The 26,675-nt window shown below is 54.5% G+C and carries 19 protein-coding genes and 2 tRNA genes; 13 read left to right on the forward strand and 8 right to left on the reverse strand.

Translation table 11 applies throughout. The annotated features are described in order from the left end of the window. Window positions 1–85: 85 nt before the first annotated feature. From OZ410_RS10745 to bshB1, 4 genes are all read left to right on the forward strand, one after another. Complete coding sequence (locus OZ410_RS10745; RefSeq protein ID WP_277708367.1) at window positions 86–3,274, forward strand: cytochrome c biogenesis protein CcsA; 3,189 nt, start codon at window positions 86–88, stop codon at window positions 3,272–3,274. A gap of 161 nt (window positions 3,275–3,435) precedes the next feature. Next, window positions 3,436–4,845 (forward strand): MATE family efflux transporter, encoded by a 1,410-nt coding sequence (locus OZ410_RS10750; RefSeq protein ID WP_277707967.1) that lies wholly within the window; start codon window positions 3,436–3,438, stop codon window positions 4,843–4,845. 34 nt (window positions 4,846–4,879) lie between these two features. Then, window positions 4,880–6,058: a trans-sulfuration enzyme family protein gene (locus OZ410_RS10755; protein WP_277707968.1), complete on the forward strand. Its 1,179-nt coding sequence runs from the start codon at window positions 4,880–4,882 to the stop codon at window positions 6,056–6,058. Window positions 6,059–6,065: 7 nt separating this feature from the next. Then, window positions 6,066–6,788 carry a bacillithiol biosynthesis deacetylase BshB1 gene (gene bshB1, locus OZ410_RS10760; RefSeq protein WP_277707969.1) on the forward strand — a complete coding sequence of 241 codons (723 nt, stop codon included), beginning with the start codon at window positions 6,066–6,068 and terminating at the stop codon, window positions 6,786–6,788. On the opposite strand, the gene OZ410_RS10765 is transcribed toward bshB1, so the two are convergent. Continuing rightward, window positions 6,785–8,875 carry a tetratricopeptide repeat-containing sensor histidine kinase gene (locus OZ410_RS10765; protein WP_277707970.1) on the reverse strand — a complete coding sequence of 697 codons (2,091 nt, stop codon included), beginning with the start codon at window positions 8,873–8,875 and terminating at the stop codon, window positions 6,785–6,787. The genes bshB1 and OZ410_RS10765 overlap by 4 nt on opposite strands. A 279-nt stretch (window positions 8,876–9,154) precedes the next feature. On the opposite strand from OZ410_RS10765, the gene OZ410_RS10770 reads away from it, so the two are divergent. Next, window positions 9,155–9,231 (forward strand) — tRNA-His (locus OZ410_RS10770). 296 nt (window positions 9,232–9,527) lie between these two features. On the opposite strand, the gene OZ410_RS10775 is transcribed toward OZ410_RS10770, so the two are convergent. From OZ410_RS10775 to OZ410_RS10790, 4 genes are all read right to left on the reverse strand, one after another. Beyond that, window positions 9,528–11,087 carry a M28 family peptidase gene (locus tag OZ410_RS10775; protein WP_277707971.1) on the reverse strand — a complete coding sequence of 520 codons (1,560 nt, stop codon included), beginning with the start codon at window positions 11,085–11,087 and terminating at the stop codon, window positions 9,528–9,530. Window positions 11,088–11,185: 98 nt separating this feature from the next. Further along, window positions 11,186–12,169, reverse strand: coding sequence for a carbohydrate kinase family protein (locus tag OZ410_RS10780; RefSeq protein WP_277707972.1), 984 nt, complete (start codon window positions 12,167–12,169; stop codon window positions 11,186–11,188). A 172-nt stretch (window positions 12,170–12,341) separates the two neighbouring features. Then, window positions 12,342–12,809, reverse strand: coding sequence for a hypothetical protein (locus tag OZ410_RS10785; RefSeq protein ID WP_277707973.1), 468 nt, complete (start codon window positions 12,807–12,809; stop codon window positions 12,342–12,344). A 279-nt stretch (window positions 12,810–13,088) separates the two neighbouring features. Then, window positions 13,089–13,173, reverse strand: a tRNA-Ser gene (locus tag OZ410_RS10790). Window positions 13,174–13,378: 205 nt separating this feature from the next. Between OZ410_RS10790 and OZ410_RS10795 the strand changes: the two genes are divergently transcribed. Beyond that, window positions 13,379–14,662 carry a hypothetical protein gene (locus tag OZ410_RS10795; protein WP_277707974.1) on the forward strand — a complete coding sequence of 428 codons (1,284 nt, stop codon included), beginning with the start codon at window positions 13,379–13,381 and terminating at the stop codon, window positions 14,660–14,662. A gap of 9 nt (window positions 14,663–14,671) precedes the next feature. Here OZ410_RS10795 and OZ410_RS10800 read toward each other — a convergent pair whose 3' ends face one another. Next, window positions 14,672–15,052, reverse strand: a complete 381-nt coding sequence (locus OZ410_RS10800) for a hypothetical protein (protein WP_277707975.1) — start codon at window positions 15,050–15,052, stop codon at window positions 14,672–14,674. A gap of 340 nt (window positions 15,053–15,392) precedes the next feature. Between OZ410_RS10800 and OZ410_RS10805 the strand changes: the two genes are divergently transcribed. The 7 genes from OZ410_RS10805 (at window position 15,393) to OZ410_RS10835 (ending at window position 23,990) form a co-directional block, all read left to right on the forward strand. Next, on the forward strand, window positions 15,393–16,649 hold the full coding sequence (locus OZ410_RS10805; RefSeq protein ID WP_277707976.1) for a TolB family protein: 1,257 nt from the start codon (window positions 15,393–15,395) through the stop codon (window positions 16,647–16,649). Window positions 16,650–16,766: 117 nt separating this feature from the next. Continuing rightward, window positions 16,767–18,440, forward strand: coding sequence for a PorP/SprF family type IX secretion system membrane protein (locus tag OZ410_RS10810; protein ID WP_277707977.1), 1,674 nt, complete (start codon window positions 16,767–16,769; stop codon window positions 18,438–18,440). 741 nt (window positions 18,441–19,181) lie between these two features. Further along, window positions 19,182–19,814, forward strand: a complete 633-nt coding sequence (locus tag OZ410_RS10815; protein WP_277707978.1) for a response regulator — start codon at window positions 19,182–19,184, stop codon at window positions 19,812–19,814. A gap of 350 nt (window positions 19,815–20,164) precedes the next feature. Next, window positions 20,165–21,304 carry a helix-turn-helix domain-containing protein gene (locus OZ410_RS10820; RefSeq protein WP_277707979.1) on the forward strand — a complete coding sequence of 380 codons (1,140 nt, stop codon included), beginning with the start codon at window positions 20,165–20,167 and terminating at the stop codon, window positions 21,302–21,304. 72 nt (window positions 21,305–21,376) lie between these two features. Further along, window positions 21,377–22,135 (forward strand): sulfite exporter TauE/SafE family protein, encoded by a 759-nt coding sequence (locus OZ410_RS10825; protein ID WP_277707980.1) that lies wholly within the window; start codon window positions 21,377–21,379, stop codon window positions 22,133–22,135. Between the two features lie 11 nt (window positions 22,136–22,146). Continuing rightward, a complete protein-coding gene (locus OZ410_RS10830; protein WP_277707981.1) occupies window positions 22,147–22,788 on the forward strand; it encodes an NAD(P)H-dependent oxidoreductase in 642 nt (213 codons plus the stop codon). Between the two features lie 5 nt (window positions 22,789–22,793). Further along, on the forward strand, window positions 22,794–23,990 hold the full coding sequence (locus OZ410_RS10835; RefSeq protein ID WP_277707982.1) for a DegT/DnrJ/EryC1/StrS family aminotransferase: 1,197 nt from the start codon (window positions 22,794–22,796) through the stop codon (window positions 23,988–23,990). Here the strand turns inward: OZ410_RS10835 and ribB are convergent. Then, window positions 23,987–25,117: a 3,4-dihydroxy-2-butanone-4-phosphate synthase gene (gene ribB / locus OZ410_RS10840; protein ID WP_277707983.1), complete on the reverse strand. Its 1,131-nt coding sequence runs from the start codon at window positions 25,115–25,117 to the stop codon at window positions 23,987–23,989. The genes OZ410_RS10835 and ribB overlap by 4 nt on opposite strands. A gap of 1 nt (window position 25,118) precedes the next feature. After that, window positions 25,119–26,675, reverse strand: coding sequence for an LptF/LptG family permease (locus OZ410_RS10845; RefSeq protein WP_277707984.1), 1,557 nt, complete (start codon window positions 26,673–26,675; stop codon window positions 25,119–25,121).

Below are 26,675 nucleotides of genomic sequence, written 5' to 3' on the forward strand. Positions count from 1 at the left end.
TTTGGGGAATCTTAACATCCTGGGGGCCGAGGTAAATGATGCGGATACCTTATTTTTGTATCCCGAAACCGACTTTGACCCGCCCATGCTCAAATCCCTGGAACGCTTTCTGTTTTCGACCCGCCTGATGGCCATCCTGTTTATTGTAATGGCTGCAGCCATGGCCTTTGGCACTTTTATCGAGAGTTGGTACAGTACCCAGACCGCCAAGATCTGGATCTACAATGCCTGGTGGTTTGAGGCCATCATGCTTTTTTTCCTGATCAATTTCATAGGCAACATTTCCCGCTACCGGCTGCTTCGCAAGGAAAAATGGGCGGTGTTGCTGCTCCACCTTTCCTGGGTCCTGATCATCGTAGGCGCTTTTATTACCCGGTATATCAGTTATGAAGGCAGTATGCCCATACGGGAAGGGGAAACTGAAAATGTCTTTTACTCCGAGAAGACCTACCTGTCCGTCCTGATAGACGGGGAGATTGACGGGCAACCCCAGCGCAAGGAACTGGAAGATGACCTGATGGTTACCGAAGAGGCCATTCAGTCTTCCCTGCCCTGGAAGGCGCAGTACGGGAACCAGTCCCTGCGGGTAGACTATCTCGATTTTGTTTCCCATGCCCGCATGGGGGTAAGCCCGGACCCGGAAGGCACCTATTTCCTGAAGCTTGTGGAAGCCGGAGGGGGAGAGCGCCACGACCACTACCTGCAGGATGGGGCGCTTGAAAGTATACACAATGTACTCTTTAGCCTGAACCGTGAGGTGCCCGGGGCGGTGAACATCCGCATGACCGACAGTACCCTTACCCTGCAATCGCCCTTTGGCGGCAGCTATATGCGGATGGCGGACCAACAGGCGGGCACCATTACCGCAGACAGCGTGCAGCCCCTGATGCTGCGCTCGCTCTACACCCTGGGCAGTATGCAGTTTGTAATCCCGGACCCGCCGGTGCGCGGCAGCTACCAGGTGCAGCGCATCCCGGAGGCCGAACAGACCGATAACGACCCGGATGCCCTGCGCATCTCCATAGAAGCCAACGGGCAAAACGGGGAACTGACCCTGCTGGGTGGCAAGGGGCGGAAACAGTATTCCGAACCTGTGGATATCGGGGGGTTGCGTTTCCGGGCGGCCTATGGCTCCAAGGTGCACGAATTGCCCTTCAGCATAACCCTAAATGATTTTATAGCGGAGAAATACCCGGGCACCGAAAAAGGCTATGCCTCCTACATGAGCAAGATTACCGTGCGCGATTCCCTGACGGAAGAGCGTCCCTTTGACTATGACATCTTTATGAACCACGTGCTGGACCACCAGGGCTATCGCTTCTTTCAGGCCAGTTTCTTTCCGGACGAACAGGGCACCGTTCTCTCGGTGAACCACGATTTCTGGGGCACCTGGGTTACCTATATCGGTTATTTTTTGCTCTATATTGGCCTGATGGGCATTATGTTCTTCGGGAAAACCCGTTTCCGCGACCTGGCCCGGCAGATGCAGGAGCTCAGCCAAAGGCGCAAAGCGCTGAGCCTGCTTCTTTTGCTCGGTACCAGCCTGGCATTCGGGCAGCAGCCCGCTGCGGAAGATCACCAGCACAACGGGCTGCCGGACCAGTCCCTGGTGGACTCCCTGATCCTGGCAACCGCCGTGCCCGAGGCCCAGGCCCGGGAATTCGGACACCTGGTCATCCAGGACGACGGGGGGCGGATGAAGCCGGTAAATACCTTTGCCTCGGAACTCCTGCGGAAGATCAGTTTTAAGGACCACTACAATGGCCTGACGGCAGACCAGGTATTGCTCTCGATGATCATGCGGCCCAACCTCTGGACCGTGACCGAGTTTATCGCTTTGGACAAGAAATCCCAGAACGACAGTATCCGCCACATGATCGGCGTGCCGGAAGACCAGAAATCCGTCCGCCTGATCGACTTTTTCGATGCGGAGGGGCGCAACAAACTGGAACCGGTGCTGGAAGACGCCTTCTCCACCACCAACCCGAACAAATTCCAGCAGGACTTCAAGGACACCTATTTACGCCTGGGGTTGCTGAACCGGGCCCTGAGCGGGGAAATCCTGAAGATATTCCCTTTGCCCGACCACCCGAACAACAAATGGATCTCCTCCCTGGAATACAAATCCGGACAGTTTGCGGTACGGGACTCCCTGTATGGGAATTTTATCAAAAACGCTTTTTCCTTTTACCTGATGAACCTGGAACAGGGGGTAGCCACAGGAGACTTCTCTGAAAGCTCCAAAATCCTGGCAGCCTTCCGAAAGGCCCAGGAAGATAATGGGGCAGCGGTAATGCCTTCCCGGGAAAAAGTGGCCACGGAGGTGATCTACAACCGCCTGGACATCTTTAACCGCCTGTACCGGTATTATGCCCTTACGGGCATGTTGCTCTTCTTTATCCTGATCTTCCGGATTTTCCGGGAACGCAGGATCTGGGATATCGCTACCTTTTTCTTTAAGGGGACCATAATTATTTTCTTTATCTGGCATACGGCCGGCCTGGTCCTGCGTTGGTATATTTCCGGGCATGCTCCCTGGAGTGACGCCTACGAGAGTATCCTTTATGTGGCCTGGGCCTGTATGGGGATGGGTCTGTTGCTGGGGCGCCGCAACGACATGACTATTGCAGCCTCGGCCTTTGTGACTTCCATGTTGCTCTGGATTGCCCACCAAAGCTGGGTAGACCCAGCCATTGCCAATCTGCAGCCGGTACTGAACAGCTACTGGCTGATGATTCACGTGGCGGTTATTGTGGCCAGTTATGGCCCGCTTACCGTTGGGATGGTCCTTGGGGTAGTGAGCCTGCTTTTGATCATCATGACCACGGAAAAGAACCGCAACCGGATGCAACTGCACCTGAAAGAACTTACCGTGATCAATGAACTGGCCCTTACCGTAGGGCTGGTGATGCTGACCATCGGAAACTTCCTTGGTGGGCAATGGGCCAATGAAAGCTGGGGCCGCTACTGGGGGTGGGACCCCAAGGAGACCTGGGCCCTGATTTCTATCCTGGTTTACGCTTTTGTGATTCACACCCGCCTGGTACCCGGACTTCGGGGTCGGTGGACCTTTAACTTCCTCAGTATTGTGGCCTTTGCCAGTATTATGATGACCTACTTTGGCGTGAATTTCTACCTGGTGGGCCTCCACAGCTACGCCAGCGGGAGTCAGGTGATTACGCCCACCTTTGTATGGTATACCGTGGCCGGAGTGCTCCTGCTGGGAGCCATCAGCTGGTGGCGTAATCGCATTTATTACCGGCAGGGAGCCTGAATTTTTGGCCGACTCCCCTAATTTTTTCATATTTGCTTCATTGTGAAGTACTAAGGATATGTGCCAGTTTGCGGATATTGCCCTCTAGGGTTGCCCGGTTATAGGGCATACCCCTTTATGCAGGCCCCCGCGTTTTTGTTCCACCACATGTATTCTTAGTTATGCCCGCCAACCCTACCCATCCCGTTTTTAAATATTTCCGTTACTTCCTGCAAGCCGTTCGGGGCGAACAGGCCGATTACACTACCGGCAGCCTGCGCAAGGCCATCTTTATGCTCTCCATCCCCATGATTCTGGAGATGATGATGGAATCGGTGTTTGCGGTGGTAGATATTGCTTATGTCTCGCGCGTAAGCGTCAATGCCGTGGCCACCATTGGCCTTACCGAATCCGTCATTACCCTGGTTTACGCTATTGCCATAGGCCTGAGTATGGCCGCCACGGCCGTGGTGGCCCGCAGGGTAGGCGAAAAGGATCCTGAGGGCGCCCGCACGGCCGCGGTGCAGGCCATTATGCTCGGGGCCGTGCTGGCCCTGGTCATTGGCCTGTTCGGCTATCATTTTGCCCGCGAAATCCTGCAGCTGATGGGGGGCGAGGCAGATTTGGTGGAAGAGGGTTACGGCTATACCCGATGGCTTATTGGCGGTAACATCACCATCATGCTCCTCTTCCTGATCAACGCCATCTTCCGGGGTGCCGGGGATGCCTCCATGGCCATGTGGACCCTGGTGCTTTCCAACGGGCTTAACCTGATCCTTGACCCTATTTTTATATTTGGCCTGGGGCCGGTCCCGGAATTCGGGGTAACCGGGGCGGCCATAGCCACCAACATCGGGCGTGGCTCGGCCGTACTTTTCCAGCTGGCTATTCTGCTCTTCGGGTGGGGCCGTATCCGCATCCGCCTGCAGGACTGGCGACTGCGCCTGTCCGTGATGTGGAATCTGGTGCGGGTATCCCTGGGGGGCATTGCCCAATTCCTGATCGGCACTTCCAGCTGGGTCTTCCTGATGCGGCTGATGAGCGTATTCGGGAGCGAAGTGCTGGCCGGGTACACCATTGCCATCCGCGTGATGATGTTTACCCTGATGCCGGCCTGGGGGATGAGCAATGCGGCGGCCACCCTGGTGGGGCAGAACCTGGGGGCAGAAAAACCGGAGCGGGCCGAGGCTTCGGTCTGGAAGACCAGCGCCTACAACGCCTGGTTTATGCTGGTGGTTTCCGTGGGCTACCTGGTTTTTGCCCCGGAGCTGATGGCACTTTTCAACCGCACCCCGGCCGTGGTGGAAAACGGGGCGCTATGCCTGCGTATCATTGCCGCCGGCTATATCTTTTACGCCTATGGCATGGTGGTGACCCAGGCCTTTAACGGGGCGGGCGACACCCGGACCCCCACCCGCATTAACCTGGTAGCCTTCTGGATGTTTCAACTGCCCCTGGCGTACCTGGCTTCCACCACCCTGGACCTGGGCCCCCTGGGGGTATTCCTGGCGATCACCCTGGCCGAGGTACTGTTGTCCGCCCTGGCCATCCGGGCTTTCCGAAAGGGGAAATGGAAGACCACCCGCGTGTGATAAATGCTTATTTTTGGAGGGAATTCCAAAGCCCATGAAAGATTCAAAACCCGGGGTTAATACCCGTTGCACCCATATGGGGGGGCTGGAAGACACCTTGTATAAAGGCGCTGTCTCCCCCTTGTTTATGAGTACCTCCTACGCCTATGAGGAGGTTGAGGTTAAACGCTATCCACGCTATTTCAACACCCCCAACCAGGAAGCCCTGGCACAAAAGGTGGCCAACCTGGAGCATACCGAGGCCGGGCTCATCTTTGGCAGCGGGATGGCGGCCGTAAGCACGGCCCTGCTGGCCTTTTTGCGCAGCGGGGACCACCTGGTACTGCCGCGGCAGTCCTATGGGGGAACCCAAAACCTGGTGCAGGAGGAATTCGACAAGTTTGGTATAGCCTACACCTTTATTGACCAGACCCGCCCCGAAGACTTTGAGGCGGCCATCCGGCCCAATACGCGGGTGCTGTATCTGGAAACCCCGTCCAACCCCCTGCTGTACCTGACGGACCTGCAGGCTGTGGCAGACCTGGCCCGGCGCAAAGGCCTGGTTACCCTGATCGACAACACCTTTGCCAGTCCTATAAACCAGAACCCGGCAGATTTCGGAATAGACGTAATGATCCATTCGGCCACCAAGTACATGGGCGGGCACTCGGATATCTGTGCCGGGGCAGTTGCGGCCTCGGCCGAACATATTGACCGCATCTTCCAGTTGGCCAAAAACCTGGGGGGCAGCCTGAGTGACTATACCGTTTGGCTGCTGGAGCGCAGTATGAAGACCATGGGATTGCGGGTAAAGGCCCAAAGCGAAAACGCCCTGCAACTCTCCCGTTACCTCCGGGACCATGCCCTGGTTTCCCGGGTGTATTACCCGGGGTTGGAGGACCATCCGGGCCATGCCATTGCCCGGGAGCAAATGCGCGGATATGGGGGCATGTTGTCTTTTGAGCTGGGCGAAGGCCTGGACACTGAGGCCTTTACCCGGGCCCTGCGGTGGATCAAGCCTTCCATGAGCCTGGCGGGGGTGGAAAGTACCCTGACTTTGCCGGCCCAGACTTCCCATGGCTTGCTGACCCCCGAACAGCGCAAGACCTCCGGGATTTCGGACGGATTGATCCGGTTTTCCTGCGGCATTGAAGATATCGGGGACCTGAAGGCAGATCTGAACCAGGCCCTCCAACTGGCGTCACAGGCGGTAGCCGTGGCCCGTGATAAATAAGACCTCTATGAAACTCGACATGCTTGTATTTGGCGCCCACCCGGATGATGCCGAACTCGGTGCCGGCGCTACCATTGCCAAAGCCGTGGCCTCCGGCAAGAAAGTGGGTATCATTGACCTGACCCGGGGGGAACTCGGCACGCGGGGCACGGCGGAGATTCGCGATCGGGAGGCCGCCCGTGCCGCCGAAATCCTGGGTATTTCCGTGCGGGAAAACATGGAATTTGCGGACGGATTTTTCCGCAACGACCCGGATCACCAACTGGCCCTTATCCGGCAAATCCGTATGTACCGGCCGGAGGTGGTGCTGTGCAATGCGGTAGAGGATCGGCATATTGATCACGGCCGCGGCAGCAAGTTGGTCAGCGACGCCTGCTTTCTGAGCGGGTTGGTCAAGATCGACACCAAGATGGAGGGGGACGACCACTGGCAGGAGCCCTGGCGCCCGAAAATGGTGTACCACTACATTCAGTGGAAGAACCTGGAGCCGGATTTTGTGGTGGACGTTACCGGCCATATCGAAAAGAAAATGGAAGCCATCCACGCGTATAGTTCCCAATTTTACGACCCGGAAAGCGACGAACCGGACACGCCCATCAGCAGTAAGAATTTTACGGATAGCGTGGTATATCGCGCCCGAGACCTGGGGCGTCTGGTAGGGGTGGAATATGCAGAAGGTTTTACCACAGAACGGCTGCTGGCCGTTTCAGACCTGGACCATTTGATTTAACCCGCCTGGCTGTATGTATCGGCAGATTTGGGCAGGGTGAAGTAGAAGGTACTGCCCTTGCGCGGGATACTTTCCACCCAAATGGCCCCTTTATTGTTTTCCACCATTTCTTTGCACAGGGCGAGGCCCAGACCGGTACCCTTTTCATTATCGGTACCGTAGGTGGAGGTATTGTTGTTTTTATCGCGGAACAGGTTTTCGACCGTTACCCGATCCATACCCACCCCGGTATCGCGAACGGATACTTCCCAATGGTGGTCTTTTTCTTCGGCCCGTATGGTGACCATCCCATTCTGGGGGGTAAACTTCAGGGCGTTGCTCAGCAGGTTGCGCACCACAATGTCTACCTGATTGGGGTCTGACCAGACCAGGGTACTGTCCATGACTTCGCTCACCATGCGGATGGATTTGCGCTCCGCCTGTTCGGCCAGCAGGTTGATGTTTTCCCGTACCAGGGTAGCCAGGGAAACCACGGCAGGCTTGGTGACTGACCCGTTAAGTTGGGAATGCCCCCAGGAAAGCAAGTTGTTCAGGGTAAAGTAAATATGGTCCACATCGGCCCGCAATTTGGGGATAAAGGTGCCGAATACTTCCGGACTTACCTCCCCGTCTTTGAACATTTTCAACAGCCCCTGCAAGGCGCCAATAGGCCCGCGCAGGTCGTGGCCGATGATGGAGAACAGCTTGGTTTTGGTCTCGTTATCGGCCTGTAATTCTTCTTTCCGTTGTTCCAGCAGGTCTTTTTTCTCCCTGAGCTCGGCCGTGAGGCGCTTCTGCAGTTTGTTGGAGCGGTATACCAGATAAATGATGACCAGGGCAATCCCCAGCACTACCCATCCCACGCGGATATAGCGCTTCTGGGAGGCCAGGGCCTGCTGGTTTTCCGCGATCAGGGCGGATTTTTGTTGTTCGTAATCGGTTTTGGCCTTGTGCAGCTTCAGGCTTTGCTGATTTTCTTTCCGGGCCAGGGAGTCCGAGAGTTGCTGGTACAATTCGTGGTAGGCCAGGGCAGTGGCGTAATCCTCCTGTTTGCGGTAGATGCGGTACAGGGTTTGGGAACACTCCCGCACGGCTTCCTTGGCGTTGATTTTCTTGCTCAGGGTAAAGGCCTGGTTGGCATACAGGGAGGCCATGGAATCCTGTTCCTGCCCCAGGTAGGCCTTGGCCATCCCGTTAAGCAAATCTATATGAGAACGGTCGTCCTCGATCTTTTCGTGCAGTAGTTGCCCCTGGTTGTACCAGTATAGCGCCCATTTGTAATTGAACTCCTTGAGGTAGATTTTCCCTTTGATTTCATAGGCGTATGCCAGCCAGTCCAGTACACGGTATTCTTCAAAGGTGTCAATACTCTGGTTGATGTTGAACATGGCGTATTCCAGCTGCCCCATGTCTGCATAGAGGGAAGCCAGGTTACTCAGGGTTTCGGCTTCAATAACCTCGTTTCCGATGGTATTGTTGATGCGCTTTACCTTCTTGTAGTACATCAGGCACTGTTCGTAGTCCTTCTGGTCTCCATACAGGTTCGCGATGTTCTCATTGATGATGGACTGGGATTCCAGGTCTTCATGGGACTCTGCCAATTCCAGGGCTTTGAGGTAGTGGTTCAGGGCGCTGGCATAGTCCCCTTTATAGGCGTATTCCCCGGCGATATTGCTCAGCAGCTTGATGCCGCCTTCATGATCCTCTGCGGTTTTGGTCAGTTCCAGCCCCATGCGGTAGTAATCCAGGGCCTTGTCGTTTTCACCCCGGTCCGAATAGTAGTCCCCCAACCTGCGGTAGGCACCGCATTCGCCCCTCAGGTAGTCTGCCTTGCGGCTGAAATCCAGGGCCTGGCTGGCCAGGGTATAGAGGCTGTCGTTGTTGTAAAACCGGGATTCGCCGGCCAATTCCAGCAGGCGGTTGATGTAGGCCGTATCTTTCACCGAGAATCCGGCTGCCCGTTTCATCTGGCGGATTTGATTCACCAGCGTCTCCCTCGGGTTGTCTTCCCCGCTGCCCGTGGCAGGCCATACGGCACTCACACACCCACAAAGCAGGAGGGTGAGCAGGCCGGTGCGGTAACGCGTGAAAACCTTGGGTTCAGGCATGATACATATTCTCAAGGTCTAAAAGTAGATGCAGGATTCCACCTTTTCGAATTAATGTTGTGAAAGCCTGAAATTTGTGTGTTTTGTCGAAGTTTTAGTATAGTTGGCCGAAAAAACACCCTCTTTTACCCGGTAAATCCACGGGTGTAAGACCCGGAAAACCACCGTCCTTCTCCCAAAATATCAGGTAAAATCTTTTGTTCCGATCCATAAAAAAAATTACCTTTGCCTCCGCCTTGATGCAGGGTCCGTACACCGGGCTGGCGAAGGGCTGAAATGGTGGTTGTAGCTCAGCTGGTTAGAGCGCTGGATTGTGGTTCCAGAGGTCGCCGGTTCGAACCCGGTCTTCCACCCCATACAAGCCTCCAGAAGCAATTCTGGAGGTTTTTTTATGGAAAAAGAGGCAAAATGAGTTTGCCGTCTTTTTTCATGAAAGCCAACCCGCCAAATGGCGGGAGGTTTGTATGAGCAGGTACCCCCTCACTCCGGATCAACACATACTGCAGGGCAGTGTGTGTTAGCCCGGTCTTCCACCCCATACAAGCCTCCAGAAGCAATTCTGGAGGTTTTTTTATGGAGAATTGGCGGAACCCCTGGGCCATAAAAAAACCCGCTCCATACGAGCGGGTTTCGTTTTATCAGCAACTACAGATTATCGGGCAACCTTGTCTACCTGCAGGCGGGCATCGCGGTTGGCTACTTCCCAGGCGGTCAGGAAAATCAGGCGGCTGCGGTCCTGCAACAGGTCGTATTCGATTTTATCGGGCGTATCCCCGGGGCGGTGATAATCCACGTGGGTCCCGTTAAAATAAAAGATGATCGGGATGTTGTTTTTGGCGAAGTTATAATGGTCGCTCCGGTAATAGAAGCGGTTGGGGTCGTTCTCGTCATTATAGGTGTAGTCCAGCTCCAGACCGGCATACTTTTCGTTTACGGCCTCGGAGAGCTCATGGAGTTCTGAACTGAGTTTATCCGAACCGATCAGGTACACGTAGTTCCGGCTGCCTTCCCGCTTGGGGTCCGTCCGGCCAATCATATCGATATTCAGGTCTGCCACGGTTTGCTCCAGGGGGTAGAGGGGCTCCTCATCCGTATAATAGCGGGATCCCAGCAGGCCCTTTTCTTCCCCGGTAACATGCAGGAATATGATGGAGCGCTTGGGGCCCACCCCGGCATCGGCTGCCTTTTTGAAGGCCTCGGCAATCTCCAGCATGGCAACGCTGCCGGAGCCGTCATCGTCTGCGCCGTTATTGATCTCCCCGTCGCTGTTTACCCCAATGTGGTCCAGGTGGGAAGAAATAACTACATATTGGTCCGGGTAGGTACTGCCCTTCAGGAAGGCCACAACGTTTTCAGAATCCACCTCCTGGTTTTCGCTTTCCACCTTGAGGGTTAAGGCAACGTCTACCGGGGCGGCTGCCGATGCTGCATTCCAACCCGGGAACAGGGCCGTTGCCATATCATCCTGCAACAGGACTACCTGCAGGGGTTGCTCCTGGGATTTCAGGTTCATCTGCCCGCTGTTGTTGCGGCGCATATTGTCGTAATACCTCTTATAGCGGGAAAAGTTGTCCGGGTCGATCATAAACATGGCGCTGGCCCCTTTGGCCTGGGCCACTTCGGAACGCAGGCCTATGGCTTCGGACATGTTGCTCCAGGGAGAAGCCTCGTCCGTGCCGGACAGGACATAGGTGCCATCTGCAGCGCGGGGCTCCCCGGCCTTCATGAGAACGATTTTCCCGTTTACATCCTGGTTGGCGTAGTCGGAATAGGTGTCGGTTTCAATACCATATCCCACATATACTATCTGGTCTGCACCGCCCGTTCCTGCGGTAAAGGTCAGGAAATCTTCCCCATTGGTAAAGGATTGTCCGCCCACTTCAATAGTACCGCCAGGTAACTGGGCCAATTCCAGGGGGACCTTCTGAAAGTAATCTTCGGTGCCACGCGCTGGTGGAATACCCAGCTCCTTATAGGCTTCCCGTAAATAGGAAGCGGCTTTTTTCTGCCCTTCGGTACCGGTTTCACGCCCCTGGAAATCGTCTGAGGCATAGGTGTACAGGTGCTCCCGCAACTCTTCTGCGGTAATGCTGGAGGCGAATTGCACCGATTTTGGGGGTTGTGTTGCGGCATCCGCCTGTTGGGAGGCTGCCGGCTGGGAACTGTTGCAGGCCAGGGCAAGCCCGGCCAGGAGTAGGGTCAATCTATACATTGCTTGGAGTATTATTCAAAGTTCCAAAAATACGGAAATCTGGCGTTGGGACCTTCATCGCGGCACCAGGGATAAGAAATCATTAGGGAGGCCGGGATTTAAAGACTGCCGTAGGCGGCCCGGATTTGTGCCTGGGTTTCCGCCAGGCTTTTAAAAACCTCGAAGGTGCGCCCCTGCGTCCGTTGCGCTCCCAGGGCATTGGCGTATTTCGCAGCCCGCACAAAATCGTGGGGGTCTTCCAGCAAGCCGTAGCCCAGGCCCCCGGCAAAAGAATCCCCGCAGCCGGTGGTATCCACCACTTCGGCCACCGGCACGGAAGGCACAATTTCCTTTCGCACCCCGGTATCCGAAGCACTGTAGACGGCACTGCCCCCGGCGTCCAACGTTACGATCAGGGAACGCACCCCGCGGGCAATCACATGGGCGGCCAAATCGTCCAGATGGGAGGTGTCCACTTCGTGCAGGGGCCCCAACTCTTCCAGGGTATACTCCTTTTTAAACCAGCAACAACGGGATTCCTCCAGGTTCATTTTCAACACATCAATATAGGGAAGCCAGATGTCCCTGTCTACCCAAAAACGCACATGGCGCTCCCCCAGCACGGTCACCGTATTGGTAGGGCCGTGGGCATCGAAGATAACCGGGGCATCGGTATGCTGTTTTATATATTTTAAAGTCTCCAGCGGGATTTCATAATCCGTGATCGGCACGCAGACAAACACATCGGCGTCCAGCAATCCCTCCAGGTCTGCCCCCAGGATGGGGTTCATAAACCCGGTTTGCTTTTCCAGCCGGTTGTTCTGATCCACAAAGGTGAGCTGGATGATGTCCCCCTGGTCTGCTGTAGCGGTTATGCGATCCGTGTGGATATTGGGGTAGGGGGCCAGGACTTCCAGCACCCCTTCCAGGTCCGTCTTCCGGACGTGGGAAACCAGGTGAACGGTGCCGGCATCGCCCAGCAAACGCGAGAGCCCGATGGCCGTATGGGTGGCGCAGCCGTATTTCTCGATTACTTCTCCTTTATGCGTGGTGATATGGTCCCTGGGAATAGGCCCCAGTACTGCTACTTTCAATGGTTTCATTCGGAGGTTTGCTTCTACAGGCAAGATAGAAAAATAAGTACAAAACCCCATCCCCTGAAAACCCCGCAAATAGCAATTCCGGGGTGTTGCGGCTATGAGTTACGGATGGATCTGCGCATGGCGCATAAAAAAACCCCGCGGATGCGGGGTTGTATGATCAGGCAGACTTGCTTCAGAACTGGTAACGGATACCCAGGGCAATGTCCAGGTCCAGGTCGTCTGAATAGGTGTCGTTAAAGCCCAGCTCCGGACGGAAGTCCAGGGAGAGCAACAGGGGGATATTGAAATTGTATTCAATCCCCAGGTCTCCTGCCACCAGGGCAAAGGTGCCATCGTCCACACCCGTATCAAAGGCTCCCAGGCCGGCACCGGCACCTACGTACCAGTTAAAATTACCTTCCAGCGGGAAAACCCATTGGTAGAGGCCTACCAGTTTGAAAGCTTCTACATCGTTGGCATCCCTCCAGCCCAGGTCAAACTCCAGGCGGTTGTTTTCGGAGAGGTAGCGCTGGTAGGAGACTTCGCCCCCGAAGCCATCGTTGTCGCCCAGGCGGAGGCCCAGGGCATTTTTGGAGATGGACTGGGCGCTAAGCCCCACACTGCAGAAAAGTGCCAGTAAAAACAAAATACGATACTTCATAGTTTTCTTGAGGTTTAAGGACCACAGATGTCATGCCCTGAACGCAAGCCAAGGAGTAAAATCAGGACACCCGGAGTCCGGTTTGTTCCCTTAGTTTACGCAAGAGGGGCACGGTGCAGATCATATTTTTTTAAAATATTAACATTTATAGGTGGGCTGCCATGCAAAACGCTGCGGCTGCGCCGCCCGCACTTTTATTTCCACCAACCCCAGGCAAGCCCCCTTGCCGGGATTTCCGGAAATAAAAATGCCCCGCTGGTAGCGGGGCGTTTTGCGTTGCGGAGGAAGAGGGATTCGAACCCCCGGAGGTGTGACCCTCAACGGTTTTCAAGACCGCCGCATTCGACCACTCTGCCATTCCTCCATTGCGGCGGGGCAAATATAAAAAAGCTTTTTGTATTGGGATGCGGTATCCCTGTAATTCTTGAAGGCTATGGGTTTCCAGTTGTCTGGGTTTTGGGGCGACTATTGCCAATGTTGTGTTATAACCTTTTTAGGGTAAGCAAAAGCTTACGTATCTTCCAAAAGCCGCCATACCCCCGTAAGGCAATGACCTACATCCTTAACCTATGTATAAGCTTCGTTTAGAAACCCAGCGGGCACTGATCGGCCATTGGGCAGGCTTGTTCCTGTTGTTGTACCTGTTCCTTTATACCTTTCCCTTTCCGCTGGACAGCATCCCATTTTCTATTGGGGAGACCCTGTCAAATGCCGTAAGCCAGTTCTGGAGGATGGTGGTCGTCAAGGGGGTAAGCCTATTCCCGGATTCGCATTTTGTTTTGCCAGACACCCCCAATGGCAGCGGGGACACCACCTATCATTATATATTGGCAATGGTGCAAATCGGTATAGCCCTGATCCTGTCGATACCGGTGGCATGGGTAACCCGAAAACGAATGCCCTTCGGTACGCTTTGGCCATACGCCCATATCTTTTTACGGTTTTATCTGGGCTATGTCCTGCTTTCCTACGGTTATGCCAAGGTCATCCCCAACCAGTTTAGCGGCTATTCGCTTATGGATCTGATTCAGCCCATGGGGAATCAATCCCCGATGGGAGTCCTGTGGCGGTTTATGGGGTATTCCGTGCCCTATATGATATTTATCGGGTTTGCCGAGGTCCTGGGCGGCATGCTGCTTTTCTTCCGAAGGACGGTAAAACTCGGAGGGCTGATATCCTTTGGGGTTCTGCTCAACATCTTCTTATTGAATATGTTCTTCGATGTTCCCGTAAAACTCTTTTCGTTTCACCTGTTGAGTATATCCCTGATTATCCTTGTGCCATATAGGAAGCAATTCTGGAGGTTCTTTATCCTGAACAGGCCCGGTGTTGCCACCAGCGATATCCTGGCGCTGCCCAGGCGCCTTGGAGCCAAGTGGATACAGTGGGTCAAATGGGTTGGGATTGCCTGGGTTACCGTTATTATGATTTCCATAAATCTGGATCGGGCCCGTAAGTATGGAAGGCTTATGCCATTACCTGAGCTTTATGGAATTTATAAGGTAGAGGGGTTCCAGCGCAATCAGGAGGAAGTTCCGGCGCTAATGGGCAACCCCACGCGATGGAAACTTTTAGTGGTAGATAAGTACAATATGGCCATCCAGACCATGGATGAGCAGGTTCACTACGCCGCCCATAGCCAGGATAGCCTGCAACGGGATTTAAAAATCAAACCCTACCGGGAATCGGAAGCTTACCAACTCAGTTATATTAAAGAGGGAGCAGGATTGCAGCTTATCGGTACTTTCCAGGGGGATTCCTTAAAGATTGACCTGAAGCGCATCCCTGAGGATTCCTATTACCTCATGGCACGGAAATTTCATTGGATCAATGAATACCCGAATAACCGATAGGAAATAAATTCAGTAATCCCGGTTGCTCCGCCCACTGTTGCGGCGCACATCCTGGTGATATTCCCGGATGTTGTCGCCCCGGTAATCGCGGATGCGCTGGTAACGCTCGCGGGAAAGGTCCAGGTGCCGATAGCGCTCGGGCAGGCGTTCCCGCCGCACCCAGGTGGAGCCCTCCAGGTATACATACACGTGGGTGTGCAGGTCGTAATACAGGGTTAGGCCTGGAAAATAGATGTAGCGTACCACTTCTACCCGATGGGGATAAAACCAGGGTGGGGGAGGAGGCCCCTGTCGGTAGGCAAAGACCACCGGGCCGCAGGACAGGACGGTTCCGAGGAGCAATAAGGCTAATAGGGCTCTGACCAGGCGGAAGGCGTTCGGAGTTTTCATGGCGAATGCTTTTTCACCAAGGTACGGGTGGGGTTTAGTGCGGGAAATGATACGTATCAGCCCCATACCTGTACGAAAAACCCTAAAAACCCACTCGTTAAAAGGTCAAATTTGCCGACCAAATACCACCATTTGTCATCAGGTGTGTTCCGTTTCCCAATTCCCTTTCCCGTTTGTCGAAAGAATGTGTCCCTACTCCGAAACTGTGAATTTCTCATAGGGGCATCGCGGAATTTTAACAAAAATCCCATCATTTCACAGGGAAACCTATGAAAAATTCATAAGCTTTTCGCGCCATCTTGTTTCACCTTTGACTCACCGAACCCCAAATCTGTGTGTTATGAACAAGTTTATTCACCCCAAAATGCTCTTCAGCCTCTTCGGCTTGTTTTGCATCTTAAACCTGCAGGCGCAACGCACCAGCCGTGCCGAAGCCGACAAACGAATTGAAGCCTACATGGAACTCGTGAAACTCGGTTACTCCGACCGGGAAATCTACGAAGACCTGGGCAACGTGAGTTTCCTCACCGAGAACTATGAAACTGCTGCCTTCTGGTATCAGAAACTGATTGACCTGGCCGGAATGGATGCCGTTCCGGAAAGTTACCAGGAGCGGTACCAATATGCCCTGCACAAGGCAGGTATTGTACCGAATCAGGACGTGGCAGCCCAGCGGGACTGGTTTTCCCGTATCAAGGAAGATTATCAGATTGACCGGAGTTCACATGCCGCCGAACTCACCCGGTCACTGGCGGAGAATTATAAAATGCCCGATTTCGGTCGTGATGGCCGCCGGGGAGAGACAGAAGGCCTGGATGCCCTACGGGCTATGTCCGATGCGGACCTCGCGTACATGCAGCAAGAAAACATGCATGAGCAGGTTGCGTATACTCCTCCGGTAGCACTTACGGCCGACGGGCGTACCGCCTATTTCAGCAAACCCGAACTGGTCAAGCCTCTGTATGGCCTGTTCTCCAAAAAGCAGCTGGTCCACAAGATCTACCGTGCCGAGAAGGTGAACGGGGAGTGGGCTAACCTGCAAGAGGTAGCCCTGGCACCCAAGTACGCTTCGGCCATGCACCCCGCAGTTTCTGCGGATGGCAGCCGCCTGTACTTCGCCTCCGACATGCCCGGCACCTATGGTAAATACGACATCTATGTTGCAGATATCGACCACCAGGGTCGCGCCGGAACGGCACGCAACCTGGGCGAGAAAGTGAACACCCGCAAGAACGACCTCTACCCGAGCCTGGTAGCCGGTGACATCCTCTTCTTTGCCTCCGACGGAAGAGATGGCTTCGGAGGCCTGGACCTCTACGCCGCCCGCGTGGCCCGGCGCAGTGTAGGCCTGGCGATCAATATCGGCAGCCCGTTCAACAGCGTGGACGACGAATTTGCACTGAACCTCAATACGGACCGGGGCATGGCCTTTGTGATGTCCAACCGCGGCACCCAGGCAGACGATATCCGGGAACTGGTCTTCTCCTATTACGACCAGAAACGGAACAGCCTGGCACAGAACACCGGGAACTTTATGGAGATGATCTCCGTGCGCCCGGCCAGCAACTCCTATGCGGAAACCTTTTTTGAGGAATAACCCATTAAAACCCTGAGCGTAAAGCTCCTACCGCCCACCCTCCAACACCGGGCGGATCGTGAACCATACGTCAACCCCCGGGCAGGCTTAACCCGCCTGCCCTTAAATGACAACCCGATGAACGTTTGGAAACACATCACCGAAAAAACACCAGCCTTGTTGCTGCTGGGCCTCCTGATGGGCGCCCCGGCTGCGATGGCTCAACAAAGCGAAACGCAGAATTTCAGCGTGAAAAGCCCCTTCCACAACCAGTTATTTTTTAACCGGTTCCTGATTAACCCCACCTTTTCGCTGGTGAGGGAGAACAAGTCCTACCTGAACATCCTCCATAGAAATCAGTATGCGACTTTTGAAGACAATATTCAGAATTATTACCTGGGCTTCAGCAATAAGCTCAACGAACGGACTGCCATGGGAATTGGCGTCTATGGCCAGTGGGAAGGCGTGGTACAGGAATTTGGTTTTAACGCCAACTACGCCCGTGCCGTGAAGCTGTCCGACAAGAGTGCGCTTACCTTTGGCGCCAACCTGACCTATGTAAGCCAGGGCCTTGCCCAGAACCGTATCGTAGCCCAGGATGCAGATCCTGCCCTGCAGGAGGCCTCCAAACAGAGCAAGATTGCCGTACAGCCCGGCGTTGCTCTTTCCGTTGGGCGGTTTGACGTAGCCCTGTACGGGAAAGACCTGATCCGGTACAACCAGACCACCAATGAACTGGTAACTGGGTTTAACACCAGCAACCTGCACGCATCCCTGCAGTACACCCAGCCGCTGAACGGCAGCGGTGGCCTGTTCGAAGGCGGGCGCCTGATGCCACTGTTGCAGGCCGGGCGCAATGCAGAGGATCGTTTTACCTATATCGCTTCTATGCTGCTGGACCTGCCCTCCTACGGATGGTTGCAGACCACCTACGACGACACCTACGGGATGTCCATGGGGCTTGGGTTTAACCTGAACCACCGCCTGTCCCTGGGGTACCTGATGGAAAAAGACCTTTCCGAAGAAGGCGGAAACCTGGGATGGAACCATGAACTTTCCCTGGCATATACCTTCAAGGATGACGAGAAATCCGGCGATGCCTTTGCCGCCAACAACCAGAGTAAAGACAAACAGATCGACAATATCGTGCGGAACTACGAAGAGCAGATTGCCGATTTGCGCGCCCAGCGGGATGCCGAGCGCGATGCCAGCCGGGTGGTGAACGAGCACTCCCTGGCCTACGAGAACCGCCTGATCCTGGACGAGCTCATGTACCGTCAGGATTCCATCGAAGAGGCCCGTACGGCCATGTTCGAGCAAAGATTTGACAACCTGGTGCGTACCATCCGCAATGAAATGCGCCAGCAAGACACGCCTGCCACCCCCGAGAAAATCCTCGGCACACGGCACACACGGACCGCAGTGGCCAGCGCCGCCCCTGCCAAGCCGGTTACAAACAAGCCCTATACGCCTGTGGCGAAAAGGGATTTCAATGAGTTACCTATCAAAGCTAAGAATCGGTCAGATGTCGTTGGGGTATCATCTGGTTATTACCTGATTGCTAATGTTTACAAGAACAAGAAGTATTTGAATGCTTTCATGAAATCGTTGGAGGAGAAAGGTTTGAATGCGAAGCAATTCTATAACACAGAGAACGGGTTGTATTATGTATATCTGGCCGATTTTGATAGTAAGATGGATGCCAAATCCGCGTACGTAACGGATCTTGGCGGTGCCTACCAGGATGAAAAGTGGATTATGGAGGTCTACAATAATCCGGTGGCAACCGCAGAGGTACAGTACCAGCAATAGGCCCATCTTAACCCGCAACGGAAACCGGTAACCCGGGCACTTTGGCACACGCAAGCAGAACACGCCCCTGATCTCTTGCCCAACCAAACAGCTATGGCCATCAGGCCGAAGCCCGGCTCCGGTCCGCTGCTCCCTGAAAAGCGCTGCAATCCTTCCCAAAGGGTTGCGGCGCTTTTCTATTTTACGCCTGAATTTCACAAACCGCCGAGTCGGTAAACGGCACCAAATCCGATGAAATACACTCCAAATGTGCACTTTATCGAAAAAATCTGCATTTCCTGGGTGTGTATGGGGGCAATTTGTACTTTTTCACCATACAACCCAAATCTCCATAATATGATGACGTACTTCTACCCCCGAAAGCACGGCATGAAATCCAGGAAAGTCTTTTCCGGACCGTCTGCCCCAAAAGGTTCTCCTCCAGAAAGCGACTGCCTCCTTCCAACAAGGTAGTGGCCCAGGACGGTTCATGCATGTGAAGCACTCCGGCAAAGGGAAGTAATTTCCCGCGAAGCCCGGTAATGCCCCATCCCGAATTTTTCAGGAAACCCCTAGCGCGCGTTCCCTTGTCTGGCGTATCCGTTGGTCGGATAGGTTTAGGTAGCGTAATGCCAGCAGGAAACTCTTGCCAGGGGTTCGGTCTCCCGCCTTTTACGGCGGGAGCCGGAGGGCATTTTTATCTCCATTTTATTAACCATTGCAGGAGCTCAACCCTACATTTTCAACCCAAATCTTTATGCAATGACAACTACTACATTACGGGTAATGGCCATCGACAGCGACCCCCGCTTTCAGGAAGCCTACCCTTATTTTTTCAGCACGTACAGGGAATTCGACCTGGTGGGGATGTACCCCAGCCTGGAAGATGCCCTGGAGGATTTTGACCAGGTGAAGCCGGACATTATTCTCTCCGAAGTAAACCTGCCCTTTCGCTCCGGGATCGAGGCCATAGCGGAAATCCGCAAACGGAACTCCCAGGCCCAGATCATCATGGTGAGCGAGGAAAACACCTTCGAGGTGATTAAACAAGCCTTTAAATTCGGGGCTTCCGGATACCTCACCAAGCCCATCGACCAGGCCCGCCTGTACAGTGCCCTGAACTCGGTGCGCTATGAAGGGGCTGCCATCAGCAGTGATATTGCCCGTCAGGTGATCTCCATGTTCCGGCGGAAACACTACGACTGTTTTTCACAGCGCGAAAATGAAATTATCGAGTACCTGAGTCAGGGTGCCACCTATAAGATGATTGCGGAAAAACTGTATGTAACGCCCAGTACCATCAACTTCCACATCCAGAACATTTACCTGAAGCTGGATGTGAATTCCAAATCGGAAGCCCTGCAGAAATTGCGGCAGATGGACCTGGCGTCTTAAGAATAGTTGCTTTGTGGGATTAGCTACTATTCCATCAGTGGCGCGGGCCGTAGCCATAGCGGCCCGCAGCTGATGGTACCTGCACCCCCAACAACTCCGGTAAAGGCCCGCTTTGGCGGGCTTTTTTATGTTGTCTCGGTTCTTTAGCACACTTCCTTCCTTTTTAATCGGGCTCATTCCAGCTGGCGCCGTGCAGCAGGGCCCACATTATTTATTACCTTCCGGAAGATAACCAAGAGGCAAACGTTTTGGGATGCAGCAGGTCTGCGACGCAGATTAGCCATCCTCCTTTTTCTGCGTGGCGCCTGTAGAAATGGGGGTACGCATTACGTACCAAGGTTAGGATTTGTATGAACATCGAAGCAATCATTAATTTTCTTCTGATTGCCGGGGTTGTACAGGGCTTCCTGTTTAACCTGGCCACCTTCCTTTTCCGTAAAAAATACGGGATGGTGGTCCTTTACCTGAACCTGGTGGTGCTGTTTATCTCCCTGAACAACCTCCAGGCCTGGTTGTCGAGTAACGGATATAGTTCGGACCACTTCTTCTGGCGGGCCATGGTAGTGCCCTGGTATATCCTGGTATTTCCCAGTTTCTACAACTTTATGCGCGAATACCTGGGCGTAAAGGATCGTACCTTGAATTTTTTACCCTGGATTATAGGGTTGTTTTGCCTGGAAGTAGCGGTTAGGGCAGGGGTCATCCTAACTTCGGCAGACCTTAGCGCTGTTCTCCTGGAAGAGCGGGTAGAGCATTACAATGTACTCGAAGAGTTTGTCAATATGGCCATTTCCCTGGCTATTTTCCTTAGGGCCTGTCAGTTGGTTTTTTTGAAAAGAAAGTGGTACAGGGAATTCCTGTCGTTTGACGACATCCGATGGATCAAGTTGTTCCTGATATTGGGGATGGCGATTATCCTGTTCTGGATGTTTGGATTAGGACTAAGGGCTTCCGAGGGCTTTTACAAATCCCATTATTTCATGTTGCGACTGGCAGATTCGGCCCTTCTCTACTGGATAGGTTACCAGGGGCTGTACCGCTATAATCTGGTGCAGGATCGCATTCAGATTCGCAAGTCCCTGCACGAATCCGGGCACCGCCTCACCCCGAAGGCCCTTCCAGCTACGGACCGGCTGCAGGAGAAGCATATGAAGGAATTCAAGGCGTTGCGGGAGGAAATCCTGGAAGCCAGAAAGTATATGGACCCGGACCTGAGCCTGGAAAAACTGGCCCGGGAACAGGGCGTAAGCACCGGCCACCTGTCCCGGATCATCAATCTCTATGGCAGCCAGAGCTTCAACGATTTCATCAATGAACTGCGGGTGGACCAGGCCCGGGTATTCCTTTCGGACCCGGACTATGCGCCCTACACTATCGTCTCTATCGGGCTGGAATGCGGGTTTAACTCCAAATCTACCTTCTATTCGGCTTTTCGGAAGTTTGCCCATATGACCCCCTCGGAATTCCGGGAGCGCAAGGCCGGGGTTTAGAGTCTGGCCTGTACCCTCCAACAGGGGTTGCGCCCCAGTGATTATTTGGGAGATAACCCGTACTTTTACCCTATGGAAGCCTGGTACCATTATGTCTTGCTGGTTGTGGTAGGGTTTGCCGTAGGTTTTATCAATACGGTGGCCGGCGGGGCTTCCCTGATCTCCCTCCCGGTATTGATCTTCCTGGGGCTCCCGCCTGCGGTGGCCAATGGCACCAACCGGGTGGCCATTGTGCTGCAAACGGCAACAGCCGTGGCCGGGTTCCGCAGCAAAGGGGTCAGTACCTTTCCCTTTAATCTGTACCTGGGTGTTTCCGCCCTGTTGGGTTCCATTCTGGGGGCCTCTATTGCGGTAGACATTAAGGGAGATACCTTTAACCGCATCCTGGCCATTATTATGGTGGCGGTGGTGTTACTAATCGTTTTCAAGCCGCGCATTAAAGTGGCGGACCTGCAGGAGCGCATTACCGGGAAATACCTTTGGCTGGGCTGCCTGGTCTTCTTTTTTATCGGTATTTACGGTGGGTTTATCAATGCGGGGATCGGGTTTATCATCATTCTCTTCCTGCATTATGTGCACCGCATGAATCTGGTACGGGTGAATGCCACCAAGGTGGCGGTGGTTTTTATCTATACCCTGGCGGCCCTGGCCGTCTTTATCCTGAATGACAAGGTGATCTGGAAGGTTGGTCTGGTACTGGCCATCGGCAATGTGCTGGGGGCTTGGTTTTCCAGCCGGATCTCCGTGGCAAAGGGCGACGGTTTTATCAAGACGTTCCTCGTAGTCATGGTACTGGCCATGGCCGTGCGCCTCTGGTTTTTTACTACCTAGTACACGACTATATGAAACAGACCCTCGATGCCCTGAAGTGGCGCTATGCCGTAAAAAAATTCAACCCCAAGGGGGTGCTATCCGAGGCACAGGTGACACGGCTGAAGGAAGCCTTTAATCTCACCGCCACCTCCTACGGGTTACAGCCCGTAAGGCTGCTGGTCCTAAGGGACCGGGGCCTGCAGCAGCAGCTGGTGGACCATGCCTATGGGCAAAAGCAGGTGGCCGACGCCTCCCATGTACTTATATTCTGTATTGAGACCCGAATAGACCGGGAGTATATTGACACCTATTTTGAACGCGTCCGTGAGGTTCGGGGCACCGACCCGGAAATCCTGGAGCCTTTCCGGCAAAACCTGGTCCGCGATTTTGGGGGTAAAACCCCGGAGGCCATCCGGATCTGGGCCACACACCAGGCGTATTTGGCCCTGGGAAATCTGCTGACCGTTTGTGCCCTGGAGGGGATAGACGCCTGCCCTATGGAAGGGTTTCAGCCGCAGGCTTTTGACCGGCTGCTGGGGCTGGACCAACAAGGGCTAACGTCCGTTTTGGCACTTCCGGTAGGATTCCGGGCCCAGGACGACCCTTTTGCCGGGATGCGCAAGGTCAGGAAAGACCTTGGGGATTCCATCATTGAACACATTGTAAAGTAAGGCCTATGCCAGGATTTGAATTATTAGGGGACGCAGAACGCCGGGCAGTAGCCCAGGTAATGGAAACCGGGGTGCTGATGCGCTATGGATTTGACGGGGCCCGCAACGACCATTGGAAGGCCCGGGAGATGGAGGCGGCACTGGCCCGCCGCATGCAAACCCCTTATGCTCACCTGGTGAGCAGCGGCACGGCCGCCCTAACGGTGGCCCTGGCCAGTGCGGGGGTAGGGGCAGGGGATGAGGTAATCCTCCCGACCTTTACCTTTGTGGCCAGTTTTGAGGCCGTGCTGGCTCTGGGTGCTGTTCCCGTACTCTGCGATATTGACGACACCCTGACCCTGGACCCGCAGGCCGTGGCCGCAGCCATAACCCCGAAATCCAAAGTGATTATGCCCGTGCATATGTGCGGTTCCATGGCCAACCTGGATGCGCTTATGGCCCTGGCGGAACGCCATGGCATTTTGCTGGTGGAGGACGCCTGCCAGGCGATCGGGGGGACTTACCGGGGGAAGCCGCTGGGCAGCATCGGGCATGCCGGGTGCTTTTCCTTCGATTATGTAAAGACCATTACCTGCGGGGAAGGCGGGGGGCTTATTACCCACAGTAAAGCCCTCTATGAAAAAGCGCAAGCCTACAGTGACCACGGGCACGACCATATAGGCAATGACCGGGGGGCTGAAGGGCACCCGCACCTGGGGTACAACTACCGCATCTCCGAACTCCATGCCGCCGTGGGGCTGGCCCAGTTGGAGCGCCTGGATACCTTCCTGGAGCTGCAGAACCGGCATTACGGCATTTTGCGCAAGGCCCTGGAGGAGGAACAAGGCGTAACCTTTCGGCGGGTACCCGAGGGCGGGGTGGAGAACTATTCCTTCCTGAACGTTTTCCTGCCGGATGCGCAGGTGGCCCGGCGGGCTCAGGCTGCCCTGCAACGGGCCGGGGTAGACGGGGTCTTTTACTGGTTCGAAAACAACTGGCACTACCACCGAAAATGGGAGCACCTGAAAGCCCTGAAAAGCCTGGGGCCGTTGCCCGATGCCGTGGAAAGGCGAATACAGGAATGCAATAGCCGGGACTTCAGTGCATCGGACCACTGGATGTCCCGCAACCTCTCCATCCTGGTGAAGTTGTCCTGGGGGGAAGCGGCCCTTGAAAAAAGGGCACTGGCCCTGCAGCAGGGCCTTAGGGAGGCTTTGGGCTAGTAGGAGACGTACTCCACAATTTCAAGGCCGTAGCCGGTCATCCCCACGCGTTTGGCCTGGGCGGAATTGGTCATCAGCCGGATTTTCTGGATGCGCAGGTCGTGGAGGATCTGGGCCCCGATCCCAAAGTCCTTGTCGTCCATTTCGATTCCGGGCGCTTTCATGATCCCTTTTTCCTGGTTTTCCTTCAGGCCCTGAATGCGGCTGAGCAGATTCAGGGATTGGGCAGGTTGGTTGATAAAGACAATGGCCCCCTGTCCTTCTTCATTCAGGGCCCTGAACATATCGTCCAGTTTTTTATCCGCATCGTTGGTCAGGGTCCCCAGGATGTCGTTGTTGACCAGGGTGGAATTGATCCGGGTCAGCACGGGGTCCCCAACCTTCCAGTTTCCGCGGGTCAGGGCCAGGTGCAGCTGTTCGTTTGTGGTTTGGCGGTAGGCGTGCAGGCGAAATTCCCCAAAGCGCGTCTTCAGGTCGAAGGATTCCATTTTGCGGATCAGGCTGTCGTGCTGCATGCGGTAGGCCACCAGGTCTTCTATGGAAACCAGTTTCAGGTCGAACTTTTGCGCTACCTCCGCCAACTGGGGCAGGCGGGCCATAGTGCCGTCTTCATTGAGGATTTCCACCAGGATGCCGGCAGGGGAGAACCCGGCCAGGCGGGCAAAATCCACGGCAGCCTCGGTATGCCCGGTACGGCGTAAAACACCTCCATTCTTGGCGCGGAGCGGGAAAATATGCCCCGGGCGCCCCAATTCGTGGGGTTGGGTTTGGGGGTCTACCAGAGCCCGGATGGTTTTGGCCCGGTCGTGGACCGAGATTCCTGTGGTGCACCCGTGGCCAATGAGGTCTACCGAAACGGTAAACTGGGTGTGGTGCAATACGGTATTGTGTTCCACCATCATTTTCAGGTCCAGGTCGTCGCAACGGGATTCGGTAAGGGGGGCGCAAATCAGGCCGCGCCCGTGCGTGGCCATAAAATTGACCATTTCCGGGGTAACCGCCTGGGCCGCGGCAATAAAGTCTCCTTCGTTTTCCCGGTTCTCGTCGTCTACTACAATAATTACCTTGCCTTTGCGGATGTCCGCAATGGCGTCCTCAATCGGGTCCAACTTTATTTTTCTTTCCATACTAAGTGGCAGGGGATTTTTTATTACGAGCCCATTTTCCGAAAAATTCCCGGATCACATCCAAAATGTAACCAAAGCTCATCAGTCCGCGGTCGCGCGTAGCCCGTTGGGTGAGCCAGATCCCCAGGGGCAGCATAATCATGGTGGGCAGCCAGGCGCCCAGTACCGGATGGATGTTGCCTTCCTTGGCGTAGTTGCCGGAGAAGACTCCTATAAAGTAATACGTGAGAAAGAGCACAATGGCTACTACCATGGGCAGCCCCAGGCCGCCTTTCCGGATAATGGCCCCCAGGGGGGCGCCCACAAAAAAGAGGATAATGCAGGAGAGCCCCAGGGCAAATTTTTTGTGCAGGCTCAGGATGTGCAGGTTATAGCGCTTATAACTCAATTCCAGTTCCTCCCGCTTGCCGCGGACGGTGTTCAGGATGTTGCGGACGGAATTTCGGGTCATGTCCAACAGCTGACCCCGTTCAAAGGCTTTAAAGGCAGTCAGCAAGTCCGGTCCGCTCAATTCGCGGTCCGGGGCCTTGGCTACAATTTTGGCCCCGGGAAGGGAATCTGAGGCCGGCCGGTCCCGGGTTACGGCTTTTTCGATACCCGCCCGGATTTCGGCGGCGCGCTGGGCATCCGGTTTTTCCGCTTTTTCCACCGTATCCCGCGCCGGAAAGGCGCCCAAACGGCTGCTGATGCTCTTTGAAAAGGCGCTGGCCAGCTGGGTATTGTGGGTGTGGATGGAATCGATATCCGTCATCAGGCGGCTCACGTTTTTCATCTTGTCGGTCTGCACGTCACGATCCGCTTCCAGGTCTTCCATATTGTCCGGCAGGGCAATGTTCAGGGTATAGGTGTCGAAAGCGGCCTGGGCAAAGGGGTAATTCTTGTCATTGGCGCCGGATTTGTCCATTACATCGTGGTAGTAATGGCCATCTTGCAGAATGAGTTGAATGATGTCATTTCCCTCTTCCGAGACCAGTTCGCCAGTACGGGCCTTGATTACGGTAACATTTTTAGAGAGGTTCGACTTTTCGTGAATGACCACATTCTCCAGGAAGCGGTCGTTTTCACCGAATTTTCGGTCTACCTTAATACTCCGCCCCTCAAAATCCGAAAACACCCCTTCGGAAATCACCGCAGCCGGCTTCAGGTCTACAATGTTGCGCCGGAGGTTGTAGATTTTTTGTTCGGAAATGGGGATCACCGTATTGGCGAAATAAAAGGTAACCACCCCCAGCAGGCTGACAAAGACAATGAGGGTTAACATAGCCCGCTGCAGGGAAATCCCGCTGGCCTTCATGGCCGCAAACTCGTAATTTTCCGCGAAGGCTCCGAAGGTAATGATGGAGGAGAGCAGCACCGTTAAGGGCAAGACCTTTTCCGTAAGGTTGGGCATCAGGTAGAACAGAAATTTCCCGATGATAATCAAATCCAGACCCTTTCCGGCCAGGTCGTCAATAAAGAGCCAGATGGTCTGGAAGATAAAGATGAACATGAGGATCACGAACGAACTGAAAAAATTCGTCAGGAACCTTTTCAGGATGTATTGATCGAGTATCCTCAA

The organism is Robiginitalea aestuariiviva (genome assembly GCF_029537735.1).
GTDB classification, from domain to species: domain Bacteria; phylum Bacteroidota; class Bacteroidia; order Flavobacteriales; family Flavobacteriaceae; genus Robiginitalea; species Robiginitalea aestuariiviva.